23 protein-coding genes and 1 other RNA gene are annotated in these 23,720 nt (G+C 73.5%); 13 read left to right on the top strand and 11 right to left on the bottom strand.

Annotation, left to right across the window (positions count from 1 at the left end; genetic code table 11):
* The first annotated feature begins 83 nt into the window (after nt 1-83).
* A complete protein-coding gene (locus tag IF17_RS0110555; protein ID WP_030564480.1) occupies nt 84-1,079 on the top strand; it encodes a Gfo/Idh/MocA family protein in 996 nt (331 codons plus the stop codon).
* Nucleotides 1,080-1,110: 31 nt separating this feature from the next.
* Here IF17_RS0110555 and IF17_RS0110560 read toward each other — a convergent pair whose 3' ends face one another.
* Nucleotides 1,111-2,832, bottom strand: a complete 1,722-nt coding sequence (locus IF17_RS0110560) for an alkaline phosphatase D family protein (protein WP_030564482.1) — start codon at nt 2,830-2,832, stop codon at nt 1,111-1,113.
* A gap of 153 nt (nt 2,833-2,985) precedes the next feature.
* Here IF17_RS0110560 and IF17_RS0110565 point away from each other — a divergent pair, with 153 nt between their 5' ends.
* The 3 genes from IF17_RS0110565 (at nt 2,986) to IF17_RS0110575 (ending at nt 5,387) form a co-directional block, all read left to right on the top strand.
* A complete protein-coding gene (locus IF17_RS0110565) occupies nt 2,986-3,741 on the top strand; it encodes an SDR family oxidoreductase (protein ID WP_030564484.1) in 756 nt (251 codons plus the stop codon).
* A gap of 163 nt (nt 3,742-3,904) precedes the next feature.
* Complete coding sequence (locus IF17_RS0110570; RefSeq protein ID WP_030564486.1) at nt 3,905-4,384, top strand: lamin tail domain-containing protein; 480 nt, start codon at nt 3,905-3,907, stop codon at nt 4,382-4,384.
* 130 nt (nt 4,385-4,514) lie between these two features.
* Nucleotides 4,515-5,387, top strand: a complete 873-nt coding sequence (locus tag IF17_RS0110575; protein WP_030564488.1) for a PhzF family phenazine biosynthesis protein — start codon at nt 4,515-4,517, stop codon at nt 5,385-5,387.
* A gap of 16 nt (nt 5,388-5,403) precedes the next feature.
* On the opposite strand, the gene IF17_RS0110580 is transcribed toward IF17_RS0110575, so the two are convergent.
* Together IF17_RS0110580 and IF17_RS0110585 are read right to left on the bottom strand one after the other, a co-directional pair.
* Nucleotides 5,404-6,429 (bottom strand): hypothetical protein, encoded by a 1,026-nt coding sequence (locus IF17_RS0110580; RefSeq protein WP_030564490.1) that lies wholly within the window; start codon nt 6,427-6,429, stop codon nt 5,404-5,406.
* Between the two features lie 67 nt (nt 6,430-6,496).
* On the bottom strand, nt 6,497-7,135 hold the full coding sequence (locus IF17_RS0110585) for a TetR/AcrR family transcriptional regulator (protein ID WP_030564492.1): 639 nt from the start codon (nt 7,133-7,135) through the stop codon (nt 6,497-6,499).
* Nucleotides 7,136-7,343: 208 nt separating this feature from the next.
* On the opposite strand from IF17_RS0110585, the gene IF17_RS0110590 reads away from it, so the two are divergent.
* The 4 genes from IF17_RS0110590 (at nt 7,344) to IF17_RS0110605 (ending at nt 11,146) form a co-directional block, all read left to right on the top strand.
* Nucleotides 7,344-8,738: an MFS transporter gene (locus IF17_RS0110590; protein WP_051883945.1), complete on the top strand. Its 1,395-nt coding sequence runs from the start codon at nt 7,344-7,346 to the stop codon at nt 8,736-8,738.
* Between the two features lie 269 nt (nt 8,739-9,007).
* Complete coding sequence (locus IF17_RS0110595; RefSeq protein ID WP_030564496.1) at nt 9,008-9,562, top strand: GNAT family N-acetyltransferase; 555 nt, start codon at nt 9,008-9,010, stop codon at nt 9,560-9,562.
* Nucleotides 9,563-9,638: 76 nt separating this feature from the next.
* Nucleotides 9,639-10,541, top strand: coding sequence for a glycosyltransferase family 2 protein (locus IF17_RS0110600; RefSeq protein WP_030564498.1), 903 nt, complete (start codon nt 9,639-9,641; stop codon nt 10,539-10,541).
* A 221-nt stretch (nt 10,542-10,762) separates the two neighbouring features.
* Nucleotides 10,763-11,146, top strand: coding sequence for a hypothetical protein (locus IF17_RS0110605; RefSeq protein ID WP_030564500.1), 384 nt, complete (start codon nt 10,763-10,765; stop codon nt 11,144-11,146).
* On the opposite strand, the gene IF17_RS0110610 is transcribed toward IF17_RS0110605, so the two are convergent.
* Both IF17_RS0110610 and rnpB read right to left on the bottom strand, forming a co-directional pair.
* Nucleotides 11,143-11,616 carry a hypothetical protein gene (locus tag IF17_RS0110610; protein WP_030564502.1) on the bottom strand — a complete coding sequence of 158 codons (474 nt, stop codon included), beginning with the start codon at nt 11,614-11,616 and terminating at the stop codon, nt 11,143-11,145. The genes IF17_RS0110605 and IF17_RS0110610 overlap by 4 nt on opposite strands.
* An 84-nt stretch (nt 11,617-11,700) precedes the next feature.
* Nucleotides 11,701-12,111, bottom strand: an RNA gene (gene rnpB, locus IF17_RS1000000137095) — RNase P RNA component class A.
* Between the two features lie 125 nt (nt 12,112-12,236).
* Between rnpB and IF17_RS0110615 the strand changes: the two genes are divergently transcribed.
* Both IF17_RS0110615 and IF17_RS0110620 read left to right on the top strand, forming a co-directional pair.
* Complete coding sequence (locus IF17_RS0110615) at nt 12,237-12,992, top strand: MerR family transcriptional regulator (protein ID WP_030564504.1); 756 nt, start codon at nt 12,237-12,239, stop codon at nt 12,990-12,992.
* Entirely contained in the window at nt 12,989-13,870 is an 882-nt protein-coding gene (locus IF17_RS0110620; RefSeq protein ID WP_030564506.1) for a hypothetical protein, read from the top strand. Before IF17_RS0110615 ends, IF17_RS0110620 begins: the two co-directional genes overlap by 4 nt.
* On the opposite strand, the gene IF17_RS0110625 is transcribed toward IF17_RS0110620, so the two are convergent.
* Nucleotides 13,821-15,269: an RNB domain-containing ribonuclease gene (locus tag IF17_RS0110625; RefSeq protein WP_032771834.1), complete on the bottom strand. Its 1,449-nt coding sequence runs from the start codon at nt 15,267-15,269 to the stop codon at nt 13,821-13,823. The two genes, IF17_RS0110620 and IF17_RS0110625, sit on opposite strands and share 50 nt — an antisense overlap.
* Nucleotides 15,270-15,447: 178 nt before the next feature.
* Between IF17_RS0110625 and yaaA the strand changes: the two genes are divergently transcribed.
* Nucleotides 15,448-16,248 carry a peroxide stress protein YaaA gene (gene yaaA / locus IF17_RS0110630; protein ID WP_030564510.1) on the top strand — a complete coding sequence of 267 codons (801 nt, stop codon included), beginning with the start codon at nt 15,448-15,450 and terminating at the stop codon, nt 16,246-16,248.
* A 64-nt stretch (nt 16,249-16,312) separates the two neighbouring features.
* A complete protein-coding gene (gene eda, locus IF17_RS0110635; RefSeq protein WP_030564512.1) occupies nt 16,313-16,972 on the top strand; it encodes a bifunctional 4-hydroxy-2-oxoglutarate aldolase/2-dehydro-3-deoxy-phosphogluconate aldolase in 660 nt (219 codons plus the stop codon).
* 27 nt (nt 16,973-16,999) lie between these two features.
* Here eda and IF17_RS0110640 read toward each other — a convergent pair whose 3' ends face one another.
* The 5 genes from IF17_RS0110640 to IF17_RS0110660 all read right to left on the bottom strand — a co-directional run bounded on the left by IF17_RS0110640 (nt 17,000) and on the right by IF17_RS0110660 (nt 21,896).
* Nucleotides 17,000-17,806, bottom strand: a complete 807-nt coding sequence (locus tag IF17_RS0110640) for a sulfite exporter TauE/SafE family protein (protein WP_030564514.1) — start codon at nt 17,804-17,806, stop codon at nt 17,000-17,002.
* Between the two features lie 19 nt (nt 17,807-17,825).
* Nucleotides 17,826-19,121: a bifunctional RNase H/acid phosphatase gene (locus IF17_RS0110645; protein ID WP_030564515.1), complete on the bottom strand. Its 1,296-nt coding sequence runs from the start codon at nt 19,119-19,121 to the stop codon at nt 17,826-17,828.
* Nucleotides 19,121-19,864 carry a zinc ribbon domain-containing protein gene (locus IF17_RS0110650; protein ID WP_179115473.1) on the bottom strand — a complete coding sequence of 248 codons (744 nt, stop codon included), beginning with the start codon at nt 19,862-19,864 and terminating at the stop codon, nt 19,121-19,123. Before IF17_RS0110650 ends, IF17_RS0110645 begins: the two co-directional genes overlap by 1 nt.
* Nucleotides 19,861-20,697 (bottom strand): Nif3-like dinuclear metal center hexameric protein, encoded by an 837-nt coding sequence (locus tag IF17_RS0110655; protein WP_030564519.1) that lies wholly within the window; start codon nt 20,695-20,697, stop codon nt 19,861-19,863. The genes IF17_RS0110650 and IF17_RS0110655 overlap by 4 nt, the downstream gene beginning before the upstream one ends.
* A 161-nt stretch (nt 20,698-20,858) precedes the next feature.
* The gene (locus IF17_RS0110660; protein WP_030564521.1) at nt 20,859-21,896 is read right to left on the bottom strand and encodes an ABC transporter substrate-binding protein; all 1,038 of its coding nucleotides are present in this window, start codon (nt 21,894-21,896) and stop codon (nt 20,859-20,861) included.
* A 211-nt stretch (nt 21,897-22,107) separates the two neighbouring features.
* Between IF17_RS0110660 and IF17_RS0110665 the strand changes: the two genes are divergently transcribed.
* Nucleotides 22,108-23,433, top strand: a complete 1,326-nt coding sequence (locus IF17_RS0110665; protein WP_030564523.1) for a hypothetical protein — start codon at nt 22,108-22,110, stop codon at nt 23,431-23,433.
* Nucleotides 23,434-23,720: the final 287 nt, after the last annotated feature.

Raw genomic sequence — 23,720 nt, forward strand, 5'->3', positions numbered from 1 at the left:
CTCCACATCGTTGAATCCGCATCTATGCTCTCAGCTCGGCCGGAGTGGTCGATACCTTTTTCGGGCTGGTTGGGGTGGCGGGCATGGGCGGGACGGTGCGCTGGGGTGTTCTGGCGACGGGCGGCATAGCCGCGACCTTCACGGCGGACGTACAGGCGCTGCCGGGCGCCGAGGTGGTGGCGGTCGCCTCGCGTACGGAGGCCTCGGCGCGGGCCTTCGCCGAGCGCCACGGGATCGCGCGGGCCTACGGGAGCTGGGCGGAGCTGGTCGCCGACGACGCGGTCGACGTGCTGTACGTGGCCACCCCGCACTCGGCGCACCACGCGGCGGCCGCGCTGGCGCTGAAGGCCGGGAAGCATGTGCTGTGCGAGAAGGCGTTCACGCTCAACAGCCGGGAGGCGCGGGAGCTGGTGGCGCTCGCCCGCGACCATGACCTCTTCCTGATGGAGGCCATGTGGACCTACCTCAACCCGGTGGTCCGCCGGCTGACCGAGCTGGTCCGGGACGGGGCGATCGGCGAGATCCGTACCGTACAGGCGGACTTCGGCTTCGCGGGCGACTTCGCCCCCGGCCACCGGCTGCGCGACCCGGACCTGGGCGGCGGGGCCCTGCTGGACCTCGGGGTCTACCCGGTCTCCTTCGCCCACCTGCTCCTGGGCGAGCCGGACCGCATCCAGGCCGACGCGCTGCTCTCCCCCGAGGGCGTCGACCTGAACACGGGGATGCTGCTGGGCTGGGAGTCGGGCGCGACGGCGCTGCTCTCCTGCTCGATCGTCGGCCACCACCCGACGGCGGCCACCGTCATCGGCACGGAGGGCCGGATCGATCTCCCGCGCGACTTCTTCCACCCGGACCACTTCGTGCTGCACCGGCCCGGCAAGGAGCCGGAGACGGTCACCTCGGGGCCCGGTCCTGAGGGCCTGTCCGGCATGCAGTACGAGGCGGCCGAGGTGATGCGCGCGCTCCGGGCGGGTGAGACGGAGTCCCCCCTCGTACCGCTGGAGGGGACGCTCGCGGTGATGCGGACGCTCGACGCGGTACGGGACCGCACCGGCGTCCGCTACCCGGCGGACAGCTGACCTGCCTTTACGGCTGCCTTTACGGCTGCCTTCACGCGGGCTTGAGCCCCGGGTTCCCCGCCTCGGTGACGAAGGAGGCGGCCGTGGTGACCGGCGCTCCGGGGGTCGTGACGGCCGACACCGTACGGAAGTCGGCGCGGGCCTGCTTCTCCGTGAGGGTGACGACCGCGTAGCCGCGGCGCCCGTTGTAGTGCTTCATGTGCGGGTTGGCGCGGGTCTGGTTCTCCCAGTTGGCGGGCCGCTCCGCGCCGTCCTTGCCGCTGGAGACGGACGTGGTGACGATCTCGGTGCCGACGGTCCGTGAGGCGGGGTCGGCGAAGTCCTTCTTCAGGTCGAAGGCGTAACTGACATGGACGTCGCCGGTCAGCACCATCAGGTTCTCCACGCCCGCCGACTCGGCCCCGGCGAGCACCCGCTGCCGGGAGGCCGGGTAGCCGTCCCAGGCGTCCATGGAGAGCTTGTAGGCGGCGGTGGGCACATCGCGTCGCTGGGCGAAGGTGACCTGCTGCGGCACGACGTTCCAGGTGGCGTCCGAGGCGCGCCAGCCGTCGATCAGCCAGCGCTCCTGGGCGGCCCCGGTCATCGTCCGCGCGGGGTCCTCGGACTCCGGGCCGGGGGTGCGCCAGCCGTCCCCGTACGCCTGGTCGCTGCGGTACTGGCGGGTGTCGAGGATGTCGAACTGGGCGAGCCGGCCGAAGGTGAGACGGCGGTAGAGGCGCATGTCGGGGCCGGTGGGGCGCTGCGGGGTGCGCAGGGGCTGGTTCTCCCAGTACGCGCGGTACGCGGAGGCCCGGCGCAGCAGGAACTCCTCGGGCTCCACGTCGTTCTCGGGGATCTCGCCCGCGTAGTTGTTCTCGGTCTCGTGGTCGTCCCAGGTGACGACGAAGGGATGGGCGGCGTGGGCGGCGCGCAGGTCCGGGTCGGACTTGTAGAGGGCGTAGCGCAGCCGGTAGTCCTCCAGGGTGACCGTCTCGCGGTTGTAGTGGGCGGGGAGGCGGCGGTCGGTGTAGTTGCGGGCGCCGCCGGTGGCGGTGACGGCGTACTCGTAGAGGTAGTCCCCGAGGTGGAAGACCACGTCGACGTCCTCGGCGGCGAGGTGGCGGTGGGCGGTGAAGTACCCGTCGTGGTACGCCTGGCAGGAGACGGCCGCCAGGGTGAGGGAGCTGTTACGGGTCCCGGCGGCGGGCGCGGTGCGGGTGCGGCCGGTCGGGCTGGTCCAGCTGCCGGTGCGGAAGCGGTAGAAGTAGCCGCGGCCGGGGTCGAGGCCCTGGACGTCGGCGCGGACGCTGTGGGCGAACTCCGCGTGGGCGGTGACCGATCCGCGCCGCACGATCCGGCGGAAGGCCTCGTCGTGGGCGAGCTCCCAGGTCACCTGGACGCGGCCGGCCGGGAGGCCGCCTGCGGGCTCGTAGGGGCGGGGCGCGAGCCGGGTCCAGATGAGGACGGAGCCGGGGAGCGGGTCGCCGGAGGCGACGCCGAGGGTGAAGGGGTTCTCGGTGATCCGGCGGGCGTCCAGCTCGGCGGCGCTCGCGGTGCCGGCGGCGGGCAGGTTCATCGTGAAGGCGAGCGCGGCGACGGCTCCCGCCCCGGTGAGCAGACGGCGGCGGTCCAGGCCGCCGGGCCGGGATAACCGGGCGGCGGTGGTCTCCGCGACGGGAACGTTCTGAGCGGTTCGGACGGTTCGGACGGTTCGGACGGTTCGGACGGTTCGGACACCCTGGCCGGGCGCCATGAAGGTCTGTGCGGCTGTCATATGCCCCTCGCTTGCCGGATGCTGCCGGATGCTGTCGGAATCCAGCGCACCGCCGGCGCACGACGCGCCGTTGTCGCGTGCACAACATCCGCATGGCGGGTCGATGAGCACCGCGTGCCCTGTGCACCGACCTCTCCCGTACGCTGCCGGGCCATGAACACTGATCAACGAGTCGCTGTGGTCACGGGTGCCGGTTCGGGAATCGGGCGGGCCGTCGCGCTCGCCCTCGCGAGTGCGGGGTGGTCGCTCGCGCTGGCGGGACGGCGGGCGGAACCGCTGGCGGAGACGGCCGCCGCGGCCGGAGCCCCGGACGCGCTGTGCGTCACCACGGACGTGACCGACGAGGACGAGGTCGGTGCGCTCTTCGCCGCCGTGCGGGAGCGGTTCGGCCGGCTGGACCTGCTGTTCAACAACGCGGGCACGTTCGGCCCCGGCGGCGTACCGCTGGAGGACCTCGCGGCGGCGGACTGGCGGGCGGTGGTGGACGTGAACCTGACGGGGGCGTTCCTCTGCGCGCAGGCGGCGTACCGGCTGATGAAGGAGCAGGACCCGCAGGGCGGCCGGATCATCAACAACGGCTCCATCTCCGCTCACGCCCCGCGCCCGGACTCGGTCGCCTACACGGCGACCAAGCACGCGATCACCGGGCTGACGAAGTCGCTGTCACTGGACGGGCGTCCGTACCGGATCGCCTGCGGCCAGATCGACATCGGCAACGCGGCGACCGAGATGACCGAGCGGATGCAGACCGGCATCCTCCAGGCGAACGGCGAACTGGCGGTGGAGCCGGTGATGGCGGCGGCCGATGTGGCGCGGACCGTGGTGCACATGGCGGAACTGCCGCTGGAGGCGAACATCCCGTTCCTGACGGTGATGGCGACGAACATGCCGTACGTGGGGCGGGGCTGAGGGGCGCCGCCGCACCGCGTTTCGCCTGCGACCGTTTCCGTCGGAACTCGCCTCAGGAAGACCGACTTTGCGGATTTCCGCACTCCTGGGTGAGCAAGCGCGTACTGACCGTATGATCGCATCTCGTCATACCTTCACCTGAACGACACAGAAGGAACACCGCATGCGCATACGCACCGCCGCCCCGATCGCCCTGGCCGCCGCCACCGCCCTGGCCGGCTCGCTCCTCGCCACGGCAGCACCGGCCACGGCGGCCGCCCACCAGGGCGGGCTGCACTTCGGCACCATCCAGTACGACGGTCCCGGCAAGGACGACCGGTCGAAGAAGTCGCTCAACGCCGAGTGGGTGAACATCCACAACAACGGCAAGAAGAAGGTCCAGCTCAAGGGCTACAAGGTGAAGGACAACACCGGCTACACCTACACCTTCGGCAGCTACACGATCGGCGCGGGCAAGACCGTCAAGGTCCGCACCGGCAAGGGCAAGAACGTCGCGGGCACCGTGCACTGGAACCGGGGCTCGTACGTCTGGAACAACACCGGCGACAAGGCCCGGCTGATCAAGCCGAACGGCAAGCTCCAGGACCCCTGCTCCTGGGGGAAGTCGACGCCGAAGAACAAGGGCGTCAAGAACTGCCACTGACCGGTCGCTGTACCGGTCACCGCACCGGTCACCGTGCTGGTGGGGCTGCCGCGGTCCGGGGGGCCGCGGCAGCCGTACGGCGAGGAGCCCGGCGGGAATGCCGGGAGCGGCGGCAGAGTTGGACAACTCCATGACACCTGATCATGGCCACGGCCCCGGCCACCGCCCCGAGATCCTGCGCTACACCGCCTTCTCCGCCGACCCCGAGGGCGGAAACCCGGCGGGGGTCGTCCTGGACGCGTCGGGGCTGGACGAGGAGCGGATGCTCGCCGTCGCGGCGGAGCTGGGCTACAGCGAGACGGCGTTCCTCACGGAGCGGACCGGCGAAGGCGCGTACACGATCCGCTACTTCAGCCCCAAGGCCGAGGTGCCGTTCTGCGGCCACGCCACGGTCGCCACCGCCGTCGCGCTGGCCGAGCGGGACGGACCGGGCGCGCTGGAGTTCGCCACGGCCGCGGGCCAGGTGCCGGTCACCGTCGTCCGGGAGGGCGGCGAGCTGCGGGCCACCCTGACCAGCGTGGTCCCGCACGTCACGGAGATCGGCGCGGCGGACCTCACGGAGGCGCTGGCGGCCCTGGACTGGCCGGCCGCCGATCTCGACCCCGCCCTGCCGCCCCGGATCGCCTACGCGGGCGCCCGCCACCTGGTGCTGGCCGCCGCGACCCGTGAGCGGCTCGCGGACCTGGCCTACGACTTCGCCCGGCTGGAGGCGCTGATGCGCCGGCTCGACCTGACGACCCTGCAACTGGTCTGGCGTGAGGCGCCGGAGGTCTTCCACGTCCGGGACCCGTTCCCGGTGGGCGGGGTGGTCGAGGACCCGGCGACGGGGGCCGCGGCGGCCGCGTTCGGCGCGTACGTACGGGAGCTGGGGCTCGTCCCGGAGGCGGCCACGCTCACGCTCCACCAAGGCACGGACCTGGGCCGGCCCGGCGTGCTCACGGTGGAGCTGCGCGCCGGGGACGACCGGGTCAGGGTGAGCGGAACGGGAACCAGGATCGGCTGACCCGTGGGGGAACGGGTCAGCCGGTGAGCTCCTTGGCCGGGGAGACATGGGCGAACCAGCGCTCCGTCTCCTCCGGTTCGAGGGCGCGTTCCAGGATGACGTCACCGCGCATGCCCGGGAAGAAGCGGCCCGCGGGCCAGGACCGCCGGTAGGACGGCTCGTCCAGCACCAGCAGCCGTACGCCGTCGACCACGGGGATGTCCGCCGGGGCGCCCTCGTTCCAGAGCCGGCCGCCGTCCGGGGCGGTCAGGTCGAAGGAGCCCACGGTGTCCACTTGGCCCGGGGTCTCCCGGCAGACGGCGACCTCCTGCGGCGAGGGGGCGTGGCCCTTCACATGGCCGCCGCCTATGAGCGCGTCGGCGAGCAGGGTGTGCAGCTGGAAGTTGTCGCCGATACCGAAGAACCGCAGGGCGTAGCCGGTGCCGCTGGTCCGGTGGAGGGCGACGAGCGGTTCGTCGTCCAGCACCCGGAGGGCGTGGCCGAGGGACCTGAACTGCCGTCCGGACGCCTGCTCCACGTCGGTGAGCAGCCGCAGCAGCTCCTCCCGCTCGCCGCCGGTCCCGGCGCGTACGGCCCGGTGGTTCAGCAGGGCGACGGCGGCCATCTCCCACTGGGGCAGCGTCCACCAGCCGACCGCCGCGTCGAACCCCGTCCGCTCGACGATCTCCTCGCCCGGCTCGCCCGCGTCCGGTACGGGGAACGGGCCGCCGCCGGTCGCCGCCCACGCCTCGGCGAAGGCGGCGGCGGCCTCAAGTGCCGCCCGCAGCCCGGCCCGTACGCCCGGGGCGCAGCACCCGGCGTCCGCACCGCGCTCCACGCAGGCCCCGACGAGGACGGCGACGACGGCACGGGGGCCGGGCGGGACCTGCTCCAGTACGGCGGCGAGGCGCGGCCCGCCGTCCAGCAGATCCGCCTCCTTGGCCTGCCCGAAGGTCTCCTGCAGCCGGACGAACGCCTTGCCGGACCGTTTCGCGTCCTGGGCCACCACCGCGGCCTCGAAGTCCGCGACCGCTCCCCCGAACCCGGCCTTGCTGAATATCATTCCAGCACTTTATCGACGCCCCTCCGGGCACCGTGAAGCCGGTCGCCGACCGGGGCCTCCGCGGCCCTCACCGGACGAAGACCCCGGCCCGGGCGGCGGCGGCCGCGGCGTCGGCGGCACGGTCGGCGGCGGCCTCGTCCAGGGGGGCACCGCTGGCCAGCAGCCGGTAGTACAGCGGCGCCGAGACGGCCGCGACCACCTCGCCCGGATCCGTCCCCCCGGGCAGCTCGCCGCGCGCGACGGCCGCCTCGACACAGCCGGACCACTCCCCGATGCGTACCGCGTAGAAGCGGTGGAGGGCCTCGGCGGCGCGGGGGTCGCAGGTGGCGGCCGCGACGACGGCCGTGAAGAGGGCCCCCTGACGGGGATCGGTCAGCGTCCGGACGACGAGGCGGGCGTTGGCCCGGAGGTCCTCGGCCAGCGAACCGGTGTCCGTGCGCGGCAGCGACTGCTCCGCCATGTCCGTGAGCAGGTCCGCGACCAGCCCGGCGGGGGTGGACCAGCGGCGGTAGACAGTCGTCTTGCCGACCCCGGCGCTGCGGGCGACCTCGGCCAGGTCGAGGCGGTCGAAGCCGTCCCGGGCCAGCGCGTCGCCGGCCGCGCGCAGCACGGCTTCCCGCACCCGTGCGGTGCGGCCGCCGGGCCGCACGGTGCCGGGTTCGCCGCCGTCGGCGGTGATGTCGCCGTCGGCACCTTCAGACGTCATAACGGTTCTCCAGTTCCATTAATGCCTCTCCCCCTGTTACGGTGACACCACTCTAACGGAACTCTAGACCCGTTAGCGCGTCGTGCTCGCTGCCCCGCTCCAGGAAGGCGCCTTTGCCATGTCCGGACCCGGACCCATACCTGTCCCTGATGCCGCTCCAGTCCCGGTCACCCCGGTTACCCCCTCCCCCACGGCCTCCGGCCCTCGTATGACGAGCCGCCAGAGACTCGTGCTGGCCCTGTTGCTCGGCTCCCAGTTCATGATCGCGGTGGACTTCTCGATCCTGAACGTGGCGCTGCCGGTCGTCGGGGAAGGGCTCGGCTTCTCCCTCGCCCACCTCCAGTGGATCGCCACGTCCTTCGCGCTCGCCGCCGCCGGGTTCACCCTGCTCTTCGGCCGGGTCGCCGACCTCGTCGGCCGTAAGAACCTGTTCGTCGGCGGCATGGTCGTCCTCGGCCTCTCCTCCGCGCTCGGCGGCCTCGCGACCTCGCCCGAGGTGCTGCTGACCGCCCGGGTGCTGCAAGGGCTGGCCACCGCGGCCGTCACCCCGGCCGGGCTCGCGCTGCTGACCACCGCGTTCGGTGAGGGGCCGCTGCGGGAGCGGGCGCTCGGGCTCAACGGGGCCCTGATGTCGGCCGGGTTCACCGCCGGGGCGATCCTCGGGGGCCTCCTGACCGACCTGCTCTCCTGGCGCTGGGCTTTCTTCGTCAACGTACCGGTCGCGGCCCTGGTCGTGATCCTCGCCCCGTCCGCGATCACCGACAGCAGGCCGGAGCGGCGCCCGAAGCTGGACGTGCCGGGCGCGGTCACCGTCACCGGCGGGTTGCTGCTGCTCGTCCTCGGCCTCACCCGGGCCGGCGAGACCGGCTGGACCGCCCCCGCCACGCTGGCCTCGCTCGCGGCCGGGGCCGTACTCCTGGTCGCCTTCGTCCGCATCGAGCAGCGGGCGGCGGCCCCGCTCGTCCCGATCCGCATCCTGAAGCGGCGCAGCGTCGTCTGGGGCAACACGGCCGGGCTGATCGCCTTCGCCACGGAGACCTCGCTGGTCTTCCTGCTGACCCTCTACCTCCAGGAGATCCTCGGCTACTCCCCGCTCGCCACCGGCCTCGCCTTCGGGGTCCTCGGCATCGGCACGGTCGTGGGCGGTGTGCTCGGCGGACGGGCGGTGGGCCGGTTCGGCAGCCGGCGCGCGATCGTGACCGGCGGGGTCGTGCAGGCCGCCGCCACCCTCTCCCTGGTGGCGCTCGGCACCTCCGGAGCCTGGATCTGGCTGCTGCTGGCGGCCACCTTCATCGGTGGCGTGGGCAACATGCTGATGATCGTCGGCTTCATGGTCACGGCCGCCTCGGGGCTGCCGGACGAGGAGCAGGGCCGGGCCACCGGGCTGGCGACGATGACCCAGCAGGTCGGCATCGCCCTGGGCATCCCGGTGATGAGCGCGGTGGTCACCGCCAGGACGGGGGCCCTGACCGGCCCGGACGCGGTGCTGTCCGGCGTCTCGGCGGCCGTCCTCGTCAACGCGGCGCTGGTCCTGGCGGGCGCCCTGCTCGCGGGCCGCTTCCTGGCGGTACGGGACGGGGGCGGGGCGCGGGACAAGGGGTGAGGCGCGAGCGATGCGGGGCACGGGGCGGTTCCGCCCGTGGCCGACGGGCGGAACCGCGCCGATCGCGGGAGGATGCGGACATGGCTGCCCCCGCGCCTGATCCCCAGCCCGCCTCTGACCCCGTACGCGACATAAGCCCCGGTCCCGGTCCCGTACGCGACACAAACCCCGGCCCCGGTCCCGTACGCGACACGAATCCCGGCCCCAGCACCACTCCCGATGCGGACGCGGACGCCCCACCCGGCCCCGATCCGCTGACCGTCCCGAGCATGTCCGCGGGCCCGGACTTCGTCCTGCGCCCCTGGGAGATGAGCGACCTGCCCCTGATCCGCGAGGCCGCGCAGGACCCGTACATCCCCCTCATCACGACGGTCCCGTCCCGCTACTCGGACCGGGCCGCCGAGGAGTTCGTCCGCAGGCAGTGGGACCGGGCGGCCACGGGTGCCGGGTATCCGTTCGCCATCGTCCGCTCCCGGGACCGGCGCCCGGTGGGCGCCATCGGGCTCTGGCTGCGCGATCTGCCGGAGGGCCGGGCGTCGATCGGGTACTGGATGGTCCCCTACGGGCGCGGCCAGGGCGTCACCCGCGCCGCGTTGCGTACGGTGACGGGCTGGGCCCTCCGCGACCTCGGCATCCCCCGCCTCCAGCTCTTCATCGAACCCTGGAACACCGCGTCCGCCAGGATCGCCGTGGACGTCGGCTACCGGCACGAGGGGCTGCTGCGCGGCTGGCAGCAGGTGGGCGACGAGCGCCGGGACATGGCCGTGTACGGGCTCCTGAACAGCGACGGGCCGGTGGATGGCCGGGCGGTGGCCTCGAACTGAACACCGAGGCGTTACGATCGCGGGCACCGCCGCCGAACGGCAACCGCACGGCAGCCGAGCTCCAGGAGTACCGAACTTGTCCGCACCACGCATCGGCGTATCCATCGTGACCATGGGGGACCGCCCGCAGGCGGTCGAGGCGCTGCTGGCGTCGGTCGCCATGCAGGACGTCCGGCCCACCCGGCTCGTGATCATCGGCAACGGGACGGAGCTGCCGGACTACACCGCCACCCCCGGTCTGGAGAACCTCGACGGCGGGGTGACCACCATCGAGCTGCCGGAGAACCTGGGCTGCCCGGGCGGCCGGAACGAGGGACTGCGCCGGTTCGCCGAGATCGGTGACGTGGACGTGGTCATCGAGCTGGACGACGACGGGCTCCTGGTCGACAAGGACGTCTTCCGCCGGGTCCAGGACCACTTCGCCGCCGACGACCGGCTCGGCATCGTCGGTTTCCGGATCGCCGACGAGACCGGCGAGACCCAGCGCCGCCACGTGCCCCGGCTGCGGGCGGGCGACCCGATGCGGGGCGGCCCGGTGACGGCCTTCCTCGGCGGCGGTCACGCGTTCTCCATGAAGATGCTGGCGCAGACGGGTCTGTGGCCCGCGGAGTTCTTCTTCACCCACGAGGAGACGGACCTCGCCTGGCGGGCGCTGGATGCCGGCTGGAAGGTGGAGTACGACCCCGAGCTGCTGCTCCAGCACCCGAAGACGAGCCCCGCCCGGCACGCGGTCTACTACCGGATGACGGCCCGCAACCGCGTCTGGCTCGCCCGCCGCAACCTGCCCCTCCCCCTGGTCCCGGCCTACCTCGGCACCTGGACCCTGCTCACCCTGGCCCGCACCCGCGACGCCAAGGGCCTGCGCGCCTGGGCGGGCGGCTTCGCGGAGGGCGTGCGCACCCCGTGCGGCGAGCGGCATCCGATGCGCTGGTCGACGGTGTGGCGGATGACGCGGCTGGGCCGCCCGCCGATCATCTGACCTGCCGCCGGGCCGGGCTCACGGGCTGGCCGTGGCCGGGCGTATCCGTACGTCGTACGCGTTTTCCGTCACGCGCATCACTCCTGCTCTCCGTGCCGCCTGTCCTCCCCCGTGCGGGTGGGGAACAATGACCCCGCGCAGCAGATCACGCGGAGGGGCCGGGGCGCAGGGGAAATACCGTGCGCCGGGAGCCCGGCAGGCACAGGGGGAGGTAGATCGCGATGCACTGGATCTGGTGGATTCTGATCCTGTTCTGGACCGGTGGCTTCGCCTGGGCGGCCGACACCGCCCGCACCGCCCTGCGCAACCGGCACGAACGAAAACTGGAACTGCTGGAGGCGGCGAAGCAGGAGCGCCTCGCACTGGAGGCCGCGCACAAGTCGCCGGAGCCGGTCTGCGGCTGCACCCACCACCTCGCGAAGCACGACAAGCGGGGCCGGTGCCATGAGCAGGTCGAGGTGCCGACGGCCTGGGACGAGAACAAGAAGCCGCTGCGCTACGAGGCGGGCCAGTGCAACTGCCAGCAGTACGTGGGCCCGCAGCCGCTCTCGCAGGTGTACGCGGAGGAACTGACGGACCGCTGGCCGACGGACCCGGCGGCCTAGCTCAGGTGATGCCGCGCCCAGTCGGAGACGGCGCTCATCCGGGCGGCGGCCTTGGCGGGGTCCCCGGTCCGGATCGGCTGGTCCACCTCGAAGTCGTAGCCGGTCAAACCGCTCTCCTCCTCCGCGATGCGCGCGATGCGATAGGCCAGTTCCATCACCGCCGACGCCCCCGCCCCCGAGTGGCGGTAGGCGACCTCGACACCGGCGGTGTCCCCGCAGTAGTCGAACTGCACGCGCCCCGGCGGGCCGACCGTCTCAAACGTCAGGCTGTACAGGTACTCCGCGGATTCGACCGCCCCGATCTCCCCCGAGACCCGGTCCAGGATCCGGTCCCATGCGGCCCGCTGCACGTCGGTCAGCCGGAGCAGGGGCAGGTCGGCGTCCGGGTCGAAGTCGGCGTTGAGACGGTCCACCGCCTCGTGGAGCGTCGAGTCGGCCGGTATCCGCACCAGCATGATGTCGTAGGTCATCGGACGAATCTACGAGACTCCGGGAACGCGAAAGGCCTCGGGCCAGGTTGATCACCCGGCCCGAGGCCTTCTGTCGCTCACCGGCAGACGAGTCGCGCTGTACGCCGGGTTCTGTCTCCCGGTCGCCTCGCGGCGGCCGGGGAGACGGCCATCCATCTAGGACCGGCATTGCTGCCGGCCTCGTGCGGTCTACCCGTGAACTCGGGCGAGCAGCCCTCGAACGTTCACGCAGGGCCGTCCCATTGCTGGAACGCCCCCTCTTGACCTTGCTCCGGGTGGGGTTTACCTAGCCGCCTGAGTCACCTCAGGCGCTGGTGGTCTCTTACACCACCGTTTCACCCTTACCCGGGACCGAGGTCCCGGGCGGTCTGTTCTCTGTGGCACTGTCCCGCGGGTCACCCCGGGTGGCCGTTAGCCACCACCCTGCCCTGTGGAGCCCGGACGTTCCTCGGGAGGAGTCCCGAAGGATCCTCACGCGGCCGTCCGCACGGCTCGTCTGCCGTGTCCGCCATCCTACCGGGCCGTATCGGCGGCTCAGCCGAAGTCCCCGGTCAGTCCCCGGCCCCCAGGTCGAAGGCGGCGCTTGACCTTGCCGCAGCGTCAGGGTTTCTACTGGCCGCATGCGTATCGGAGAGATCGCCGCGCTCGTCGGAGTCACCTCCCGGGCCGTTCGGCACTACCACCACATCGGGCTGCTGCCCGAGCCCGCCCGGCGGGCCAACGGGTATCGGGCCTACACCGTCCGCGATGCCGTGCTGCTGGCCCGGATCCGGCGGCTGACCGAGATCGGGCTCTCGCTGGACGAGGTGCGGGACGTGCTGGCGGATGACGCGGGGCGGGAGCTGGTCGAGGTGCTCGGGGAGCTGGACGCGGATCTGGCGCGGCAGGAGCGGGAGATCCGGGAGCGGCGGGAGGTGCTGGCGGCTTTGCTGGAGGCGCCGCCGACCTCGGACGGGCCGCTCTCGCCCGCCCTGGCCGCGCTCCTGGAGAGTGTGCCCGCCACCGGGTCGCCGGCCGCGGCGAAGGACCGGGAGCATCTGGCGTTGCTGGACACGGCGGGCGGCGGGGCCGGGGCCGAGCTGTACGCGGCGCTGCGGCCGCTGGCCGAGGCCCCCGGTGTCGCCGGGCTGTACGAGCGGCTGGACGAGCTGGCCGGCGCCGCGGTGGACGATCCGCGGATCGCGCCCCTGGCGGCCGAGCTGGTGGCCGCCGTACCGGACGAGGTGCTGGCGGTGATCCCGGACGGGGAGCCGTCGCCGACGGGGTTCGGGCAGGTGCTGCTGGAGGACTATCCGCCCGCGCAGCGCGAGGTGGTGCGCCGGGTGATGGAAGCGCTGGCCGTCCGGGTCCGCGCGACGCGAGGGAGGTCGGTGTGAGAGGGATAGCTCTGCGGGCGGCCCGGGCCGCCTTGTGGGTGGTGCTGCCCGCCGAACTGGCGCTGGTGGTCTGCCTGATGGGCGGGGTACGGATCACCGGGGCGGTCCTGCTGGCGGCCGAGGCGCTCGTCCTGGGCGTGCTCGCGCTGGAGGCCGCCGCGATGTGGCCGCTGTACACGGCCCGGCGGCGGGCCGGCGACGGGCGCCGGGCGGCCGCCCTGTCGGCGGTGCGTGCCGTGGTGCCGGTGGCGGTGCGGCGGCTGATGGTGCACGAGCTGCGGGCGCTGCACAGCCTGGGGGTGTGGGCCGTACGCCGTCGGCACCGGATCCCCGAGGGCGCGCTGCCCTTCTCGTACACCGAACCGCAGACCGGGACCATGTGGGCGTTCTTCTTCGCCTCCGTCCTGGAGACCGTGGTGCTGGCCCTGGTGATCCCCTGGCCGCTGGTCCACCTGGTCCTGCTCGTGGTCGGCGTGTACGGGACGGTGCTCATCGTCGCCCTGCACGCGGCCTGCGTGACCCGGCCGCATGTGGTGGGGGCCGACGGTTCGCTGCGGCTGCGCTACGGCGCCCTGTTCGACCTGTCGGTGCCCGCATCGCTCATCACCGCCGCCCGGGTGGAGCGGCGCTACGACGCCGGCGGGCTCGTGCGGGTCGGGGAGGACGGGGTCCTCGACCTGTCGGTGGGGAGCCAGACGACGGTGACCGTGGAGCTGGCGGAGCCGGTGGAGTTCGTCCGGCCGCTGGGGCAGCGCGGGAGCGCGCGGACGCTCCGGTTCCACGCGGACGACGCACGGGCGGCCGTCGCCGCGCTCGGGCCGAAGCCGGTCACGCCGGAGCGAACAGCACCGTCTTCGACGCCGGGCCCGCCCGCGTGAGCCGGACCCGCAGCCGCTCCCCCAGCGGAAGCGGAGCCGTACCGCCCTCGATCCGGCCCACGATCGCCGGGTCCCGGAGGTGGACCGTGCCGGTGGTCGGGTTCCGGTCCCCGACATCGACCACGTACGCGTCGAACAGCTCGCCCACCCGGCCCTCCAGCAGCGCCGCCTCCACCAGGTCGACGCAGGCCCGCTCCACGGTGTTCGCGCGGCGCGTCCCCTCGGCCATCTCCTTCGGGAGCGCGGGGAGCGCCTCCCGTACCCACTCCGGGGGTTCCCTCCCCGCAGTGGCCGCCAGGCAGAGCTCGGAGGCGTACCGGTCGACCAGGCGGCGCAGCGGCGCGGTGCAGTGCGTGTAGAGGTCGGCGACGGCCGCGTGCACGGCGGGGTCGGGGAGGTCGCCGTGGTCGAAGGCGGTGTAGCCGGCGCCGCGCAGCAGGGTGGTGCACTCCTGGAGGAACGCCGCGTGGGTGCCCTGCCCCGGGTCGAGGGAGCGGACGACCTCCGCGTACGGGACGTGGTGCGGCCAGTCGATGCGCAGGGCGCGGGCGGAGCGCCGCAGCCGGGCGACGGCTCCGTCCGGGGCGATCGGCAGGGTGCGGAGGATGCCGGTGCCCGCCTCGGCCATGAGGTGGGCGGCGGCGATGCCGGTGAGGAGCGAGACCTGGGCGTTCCAGGCCTCGGCGGGGAGCGGGGCGCGGTAGGCCAGGCCGTAGGAGTCCGCCCGTACGACGATCTCCTGCTCGGGGACGTTCAGCGAGATGCCGCCACGGGCCAGTTCCTGTTCCTCGCGCAGCCTGCCGATGTCCCGGAGCAGGGCGAGCGGTTCCTCGGCGGTACCCGCGTCGATCTGCCGCTGGACGCCCGCGTAGTCGAGCTTCGCGCGGCTGCGGACCAGGGCCCGGGTCACGGCGGTGGCGACGGCCCGCCCGTCGCCGTCCAGGTCGATCCGCCAGAGCGCGGCCGGGCGGGTCGCACCGGGGAGAAGGCTGGCGGCGCCCTCGGAGAGGACCGTGGGGTGGAGAGGGATGCGGCCGTCGGGAAGGTAGAGGGTGGTGACCCGGCGGTGGGCCTCGGCGTCGAGCGCGCCGCCCGGGCGGACGAAGGCGGCGACGTCCGCGATGGCGTAGTGCACCCGGTAGCCGCGCCCGTCCCGGCGGCGCTCCAGGTGCATCGCCTGGTCCAGGTCGGTGGATGCGGGCGGGTCGATGGTGAGGAAGGGCAGGTCGGTGGCGTCCTCATGGGCCGACAGGTCCGGGTCCCGCACGGCCGCCTCCGCCTCGGCCATCGCTTCGGCCGGGAAGCCGGCGGGGAGGCCGAGCTCGGTGCGCAGTGCGCGCAGGGCGGCCCCGAGCGAGCAGTCGGCCGCTCCGGTCATACGCAGATGGCGGCGGGGCATGGACCGAGCGTAGGCCGGGAGGGGGCGGGCGGCATCCGGGGCCGTGGCCGTGGCCGTACGGAGAAGGCGGACCCCGCACCGTACAAGGAGCCCGTCCCCGCCCCCGTACCCTTGCCGAGGACCCGGAGAGCCCGCACGCCCCCGGGCCCGCTCGTCGTGCGTACGAAGGAGAACCGCCGTGCTCGTGCTGTTGCCGCCCTCCGAAGGAAAGGCCGCCTCGGGGCGCGGGGCTCCCCTGAAGCCGGAGTCCCTGTCGCTGCCGGGGCTCGCCGAGGCGCGGGCGGCGGTCCTGGAGGAGCTGGTCGAGCTCTGCCAGGCGGACGAGGAGAAGGCCCGCGAGGTGCTCGGGCTGAGCGTGGGGCTGCGGGGCGAGGTCGGGAAGAACGCCGAGCTGCGGACCGCCGGGACCCGGCCGGCCGGGGAACTCTACACGGGCGTCCTGTACGACGCCCTCGACCTGGCCACCCTCGACGCGGACGCCCGTCGCCGCGCCGCGAAGTCGCTGCTGGTCTTCTCCGGGCTCTGGGGCGCGGTCCGGATCAGCGACCGGATTCCGCCGTACCGCTGCTCGATGGGCGTGAAGCTCCCCGGCCTCGGCGCGCTCGGCGCGTACTGGCGTACGCCCATGGAAGCCGTCATGCCCGAGGCCGCCGGGGGCGGGCTCGTCCTGGATCTCCGGTCGTCCGCCTACGCGGCGGCGTGGAAGCCGAAGGGTGAGGTGGCCGCGCGGACGGCGAGCGTCCGGGTGCTCCAGTCGCAGATCGTGGACGGCGTGGAGAAGCGGTCCGTCGTGAGCCACTTCAACAAGGCGACCAAGGGGCGGATGGTCCGGGATCTGCTGTCGGCGGGGGCTCGGCCCAAGGGTCCGGCCGAGCTGGTGGATGCGTTGCGGGATCTCGGGTACGTGGTGGAGGCCGAGGCCCCTGCGCGGGCCGGGCGGCCGTGGTCGCTCGATGTGGTGGTGACGGAGATCCACTGAGCGCCGTTGCGCTCTCCGCAACGGCCGTTGCACCTATCGCAGTCGGCGCGGCAGGATGGGTGCCATGACCTCCTCCCCCGCCTCGCCGCCGCCCGCCGCTCCCTCCGACACCTCCGTACTGGACCTCGCCCCGGTCGTCCCCGTCGTCGTCCTGCACGACGCGGCCGACGCCGTGCCGCTGGCGCGGGCGCTGGTGGCGGGCGGGCTCCCGGCGATCGAGGTGACCCTGCGGACGGCGGCAGCGCTGGAGTCGATCCGGGCCATCGCCGCCGAGGTGCCGGGCGCGGTCGTCGGCGCGGGCACGGTCATCTCGCCGCAGCACGTACGGGACACCGTCGACGCGGGGGCCCGGTTCCTGGTCAGCCCGGGGTGGACGGACGCGCTGCTGGAGGCGATGCGGGAGTCCGGGGTGCCGTTCCTGCCCGGCGTCTCGACCACCTCCGAGGTGGTGGCCCTGCTGGAGCGCGGGGTGAGCGACATGAAGTTCTTCCCGGCCGAGGCCGCGGGCGGCACCGCCTACCTCAAGGCCCTCTCCGCCCCGCTCCCCCAGGCCCGCTTCTGCCCGACCGGCGGCATCTCGCTCGCCTCCGCCCCCTCGTACCTCGCCCTGCCCAACGTGGCGTGCGTGGGCGGCAGTTGGATGGTTCCGGGCGATGCGATCGCGGCGAAGGACTGGGACCGGGTGGCCAGGCTGGCGGCGGAGGCGGCGGCGCTCGGAGCATAGGACCCTCAGCGTCGGAGCGTAAGACCCTCAGCGCACGATCTGGATCGCGTACAGGCCTCCGATCCCCAGCGCCAGCACCCCCAGCAGCAGCCGCAACGCCGTCTCCGGCAGGCGGGGTTGGAGGCGTGCACCCAGGTACCCCCCGCAGAGGCCGCCGAGGCCGCAGGCCAGGCCGAGCGACCAGTACGGGGCGATGTCGCCGGTCGTGGTGAGGGAGAGCAGGGCGTACGTCCCCGCGCCGACGACCGAGGTCACGAAGGTGGCGGCCAGCGCGGCCGGGGCCACCTTCGCGACCGGCATCCCGCGCCCGACCAGGATCGGGCCGAGGAGCGAGCCGCCGCCGATCCCGTAGATGCCCCCGGTGACACCGACGGCCATGGCGAGGCGGGTGATGGTCCGGGGAGACACCTCCGACGGCTCCCGGGCGGGGGCGGCGCCGGGAGCGGTGCGCGCGGCGCGGAGCAGCGTACGCAGACAGAGCCAGCCGCCCAGCGGGAGCAGCAGCACCGCGATCAGCAGCCGGAAGACCGACGGGCCCGGCACCGCGAAGACCCGGATCACCGCGCCGACGACGACCCCGGGAACGGTGCCGAGGACCAGCAGCCGGGTCAGGGGCCCGCGCAGCCTGCCGCTCCTGTGGTGGCGCAGCAGGGCCCCGGGCCCGGCGACCACGTTGTAGAGCAGGTTGGTCGGGGTGACCGCCGGGCTCGGCACCCCGAGCACGCTGACCTGGACCGGCAGCAGGAACACCGCCCCCGACACCCCGACCGGGGCGGTCGCCACCGAGATCAGCAGCCCGGCGGCGAACCCGAGCAGCCCGGTCGGCCAGTCCATGCCAGGTCCTCAGTTCCCGCTAGCGCAGGTGTGAGGTGTCGTTGAGCAGGCGTACGGAGGCGTTGCCGTCCCCGTAGTACGCGACGGTCGAGATCGAGGCCACCGACAGCTCCATCCGGAACATCGCCTTGGCCGGAGCCTCCAGCGCCAGCCGGACCAGCGTCTTGATCGGGGTCACGTGGGTGACCAGCAGGACCGTGCGGCCCGCGTACCGGGCGGTCAGGCGGTCCCGGGCGGCCGCGACCCGCTCGGCGACCTCCGCGAAGCTCTCGCCGCCGCCCGTCGGCGCGGTCTCCGGGTCCGCGAGCCAGGTGGTCAGGTCGTCCCCGTACCGCTCACGTACCTCGCCGAAGGTCAGCCCCTCCCACGCGCCGAAGTCCGTTTCGCGCAGGCCGTCCTCGATGCGGACGGCCAGGCCGAGGCGGTCGGCGACGGCGGCGGCCGTCTCGCGGCAGCGGCGCAGCGGTGAGCTGACGATCTCCTGGACGGTGCCGAGGGCCGCGAAGTGGGCGGCGGCCCGGGCGGCCTGGTCGCGGCCGATGGCGGAGAGTTCGGGGTCGGTGCCGCCGCTGCCGGAGAACCGCTTCTCGGGGGTGAGCAGCGTCTCGCCGTGCCGGAGCAGGACGAAGGTGGCGGGTGCGCCGAGGTCGGGGGCGGCGGCCCAGCCGACCTGCGGGGCGGCTGTGACGTCGGTGGGCTCGGGTTCTTCCGAGGCCCCGGTGTCGACCTCGAACAGCGTTCCGGTGTCTGCCGCACCCCGCGCGGCCGCCAGCGCCGCCCGCGCCTTCGCCGCTCCCGCCGCCGCGTCGCCGGGCGGGCCCCGGTCGGGCAGCGGGGTGCGGGCGGGCGCGTCCAGCTCGGCCGTGGAGGCGGACGCCTCCCACTGCCGGCCGTCGCGGCCCGCGTCCATCGCCTCGTTGGCGAGCCGGTCCGCGTGCTTGTTCTGGGCGCGCGGGATCCACTCGTACGTGACGGAGGACGGCGGCAGGATCGCGGTGGCCCGGGCCGCCAGTGGCTTCATGTCGGGGTGCTTGATCTTCCAGCGCCCCGACATCTGCTCGACCACCAGCTTGGAGTCCATCCGGACGCGGACGTCCAGGGCCTCGTCCGGGAAGAGCGCCTTCGCGGCCGTCAGGCCGGCGATCAGGCCCCGGTACTCGGCGACGTTGTTGGTCGCGACGCCGATGTACTCGGCCGCTTCGGCGAGGGTCTCCCCGGTGGCCGCGTCGATGACGACGGCGCCGTAACCGGCGGGCCCCGGGTTGCCCCGGGAGCCGCCGTCGGCCTCGACCACCAGCCGGCGGACAGCGCTCATTACAGGCCCGACTCCGAGGTGCGGACCAGGATGCGGTGGCAGTTCTCGCAGCGCAGCACCGTGTCGGGGGACGCGGCCTTCACGTCGTTGACCTCGGTGATGTTCAGCTCCAGACGGCAGCCCTCGCAGCGGCGCTGGTAGAGGCGGGCGGCGCCGACGCCGCCCTGCTGGGCGCGGAGCTTGTCGTACAGCTTCAGCAGGTCGGCGGGGATGACCTCGGCGACGACCTGGCGGTCCTTGGTCACCGTGGCGATCTCGGCGTCCAGCTCGGTGAGGGCGGCGTCCCGGCGGGCGGTGGCGTCGTCGACCTTGGCCTGGACGGCGGAGACCCGCTGGGTCAGCTCGGTGACCCGCTCCTGGGCGGCCTCGCGGCGCTCCATGATCTCCAGGACGACGTCCTCCAGGTCGCCCTGGCGCTTGGCGAGCGAGGTCAGCTCGCGCTGGAGGCTCTCCAGGTCCTTGGGCGAGGAGACCGCGCCGGAGTCCAGGCGCTGCTGGTCGCGGACGGCGCGCTGGCGCACCTGGTCGACGTCCTGCTCGGCCTTGGTCTGCTCGCGGGTGGTGTCGCTCTCCTCGGTGGTGGAGGCGACCAGCAGGTCACGCAGCTGGGCGAGGTCGTTGCTGAGCTGCTCGATCTCAGCGTGCTCCGGCAGCGAGGTGCTCTTGTGGGAGAGCTGGGAGAGACGGGTGTCGAGTGCCTGGACGTCGAGAAGTCGGATCTGGTCGGCGGGCGCGGCGTTCAGTTGGGGGCTCCAGAGGAATGGTGGGTGGTCCAGGGGTCGGTGACCTGCGTCGAGACATGGACCCGCAGGTCCCATCCGTGGCGGTCGGAAAGCGCGTCGAGCTGCGCGGCGGCCTGCTCGCACCAGGGCCACTCGGTGGCCCAGTGCGCGGCGTCGACCAGGCCGAGCGGCGAGTGCTGCACGGCCTCGGACGCCGGGTGGTGGCGCAGGTCGGCGGTGAGGAAGGCGTCGACGCCGGTGGCTCGTACGGCGTCGAAGAGGCTGTCGCCGGAGCCGCCGCTGACGGCGACGGTGCGCACGAGCGCCTCCGGGTCGCCGGCGAGGCGGATGCCCTGCGCGGTGGCGGGCAGCCGCGCGGCGGCCCGGGCGGCGAAGGCGGCCAGGGTCTCGGGGTGGTCCAGCTCGCAGATCCGGCCGAGTCCGCGCCGCCCGTGCGGGTCGGTGGGGTCCGGTACGAGGGGTCCGGTGACGCGCAGGTCCAGGGCGCCGGCCAGGGCGTCGGAGACGCCGGGGTCGGCGGTGTCGGCGTTGGTGTGCGCGACGTGGAGCGCGACGCCGTGCTTGATGAGGGTGTGGACGACCTTGCCCTTGAAGGTGTCGGCGGCGACCGTCGTCGTCCCGCGCAGATAGAGCGGGTGGTGGGTGACGATCAGCTGGGCGCCGAGCTTCAGGGCCTCGTCGGCGATCGCGTGGACGGGGTCGACGGCGAACAGCACCCGGTCGACCTCGCCGTCCGGGTCGCCGCAGACCGTGCCGACCGCGTCCCATCCCTCGGCCCGCTCGGGGGGCCAGAGGGCGTCGAGGGCGGCGATGACTTCAGACAGACGGGGCACGGGGGAAAGGCTACCTGTCCGGCGTGGTCCGCCGCCCCGGGCCGCCGGACCTGTACGCCAGGACCGGCGGCCGGACACGAATCGTTACTTCAGCCGCTCGCCCGGTCACTCCACCAGGTCCGCGCGGAGGTGACTACTTCACCAGGTCCGCACGGAGGTGACTACTTCACCAGGTCCGCACGGAGGTCGTCGAGGACCAGGCCGGCGGCGGTGACGCCGAGGCCCAGGTACCAGGTCTCGTCGGAGACGTCTTTGGCCCGGCCCTCCTTCACCGCGTCGAGCTTCTTCCACAGCGGGTTGGCCTGCGCGGTGTCGCGCTGGGTCGCCTTCGCGTCGCCGTAGACACCGGTGAAGATCCAGTCGGCGTCCGCCTCGTCGATCCGCTCCGGGCTGATCTCGGTGGCGAGGTCGTCGATCTGCTGGTTCTTCGGGCGGGGCAGGCCGACGTCCTCCAGGATCGTGCCGATGAACGACGCCTTGGCGTAGAGGCGGAGGCGGTCGGGCATGTAGCGGACCATCGAGACGGTCGGCTTGTCGGCGCCGATGTCCTCGCCGAGCTTCTCCGCCTTCGCCTGGTAGGCGGCCAGCGCCGAGTGGGCCCGCTCGGTGCGGTCCAGGGCGGCCGCGTTGAGGAGGTAGTTCTCCTTCCAGGTGAAGCCCGGGCGGATGGAGAAGACGGTCGGGGCGATCTTGGACAGCTCGTCGTACTTGTCGGCCGCGCGCAGCTGGCTGCCGAGGATCAGGTCGGGCTTCAGGCCCGCGATGGCTTCCAGGTTGAGGCTGTTGATCGTGCCGACGCTCTTCGGGCTCCCCGCGCCCTTCTCCAGGTACGAGGGGATGGCCGCGTCGCCCTCGCTGGGCGCGTAGCCGACGGGCTTCAGGCCGAGCGAAACAACGTTGTCGAACTCGCCGACGTCGAGGACGACCACGCGCTTCGGGGCGGCCTTGATCTCGCTCTTGCCCATGGCGTGGGTGACGGTACGGGGGAACCGGCCGGGCTCGGCCTCGGTGCCGTACGCCGCCGTCTTCTTCGCCGCGTCCGCGAAGTCCTTGCCGCCGGTGGCGACGGCCGCCTTCTTGTCACCGCCGGCGTCCGCCTTGCCCGTGTCCCCGCCGTCGCCGCTCCCGCAGGCCGAGAGGGAGAGGGCGGCGGCGACCGCCAGGGCGACTGCGGCGGTGGGGCGGGGCCGAAGGGACATCGGTTGCTCCTGCTGGTGCGCGTACGTGCATGGGGCACGCCTGTTTGGTTAGGGCTGCCTCACCCTAGGCGCGGCCGCCTCCGCCAGCACACTCACCCCCTCCCGCTCAGGAGAATCCGGGCATCACCACCCTTATGTGTGAAGTGCGGTGGCTCGTGTTGTTCGGCTGGAAGTGCGAAAACTAGCTTTCGTAGCCGGAGGTGACGAGTCCATGACTGCCTGTGCCATCGAGGGCGGAACCGCCGGGGCCGCCACGACGGCGGATCCCGGCCCTGAAGAGTCCGGCGAGCCGGAGGAACCCGTCGGCGCGGAGTCCGCCGGGGCGGAGGGGGCTGCCGGGGCGGAGGGGGCTGCCGGGGCGGTTCGGGCCGGGCCCGCCACACCCTGGGCCGGTGCTCCCCGCGCCCCGGGGACGTTCACGCTGACCGCCGACGGCGCGTACGGGGCCCGGCTGACGGCGGCGCCCGGTGCGCCCGGTGAGCAGCGGGCCTGGTACCCGGAGCGCTGGACGCTGGACGGGCCCGAGCCCTATGCCGTACCGCTGCCGCTCCACCAGCCCGAGGAGCCGGACGCGCAGGTGGTGCCGCTGGCCGACGGGCGGGTGCTGATCCGGCGGCGGGTGGCGGACCGCCAGATGTTCTCGCTGCTCTACCCGACCGGGCCCGCCACCGGCGAACTGGTCCTCGGCGCGGTCGAGTGCGACGGGATGACGCTGCTGCCGCCCTCGCCGGACGGCTCCACCGTGTACGGCCTCTCGGCGGGCGACCACTCCTCCCTGCTGTGGCTGGTGGCCGGCGGCGCCTTCGGTCCTGAGCTGGTCGCGGAGATCCCCGGGCACTGCTCGGGCGGGGTCTGGCTGGACCGGGCGGGCCGGATGCTGGCCCTGGACCGGCAGCTGCCGGGCGGCGGGCCGGTCAAGGCGGTCGCCGTGGACCTGGAGCGGAACGGCGAGGTGACCCCGCTGCTCCAGATCGCCCCTTTGAGCGACGACCGGCTGCTGCTGGCCGACCCGGACAGCGGGCTGCTGCTGATCCGCTCGGACGCGCCGGGCCACGACCGGCTCGGCTGGGGTGTCCTCGGCAGCTGTCTGCCCGTGCGCTTCCCGGAGTGCCTGCGGCCGGCGGATGTGGCGGTGACCCCGTTCGCGGTGCAGCCGGGGCAGATGCTGATGCCGGAGAGCTGCGCCGTCGCCCTGCGCATCGACGGGGCGGCGGGGAGCTGGGTGGGGGTGTGGCGTCCGCAGGGGCGGCGGCTGCACCAGCTCGCGGCGCCGGAGGGCTGGTCGGCGGGGGCCGGTTACTGGAGCCGGGACGGGGTGCTGCACCTGCCGTACGCGAACGCGGCGACGCCCTGCGCCGTGGCCCGGATCGAGGCCCCGGGCGACGACGTACCGCTCCCGGAGACCGGCGGGACGGACGGGACCGACGGCGATGCGAGCGGAACGGAACCGTCCGGCGCCGTCACCCCTCCTGTCGTGTGTAAGCCGGTTCCGTTGGGGCAGGCGCCTCTGCACCGAGCGGCGGCGCCACCTGACTAAACTCGGCGCCTGGGCTACGCAGCCGTACCGGGCGGGCGCCGACGGTGACCGCGCCGGAGGGCGGCAAGGCTTGCGAACACGAGTACGCAACACGCATACGTACGTGCGACACAGGTAACAGGTAAGCGATCACAACGGGGTGACTTCCCAGATGTCTGAAGCCCGAACCGACACGACCACGCCGCGTACGCCGGGGGGCGACGCGGAGGGGGCCGGGACCGGCGGTTCCGGAAAGCACCGAGGGGGTGCGTCGATGGAGAACACGTCGGTGCAGCCGCACGGGCGCC

It is taken from the genome of Streptomyces cyaneofuscatus (genome assembly GCF_000718135.1).
Taxonomy (GTDB): Bacteria; Actinomycetota; Actinomycetes; order Streptomycetales; family Streptomycetaceae; genus Streptomyces; species Streptomyces cyaneofuscatus.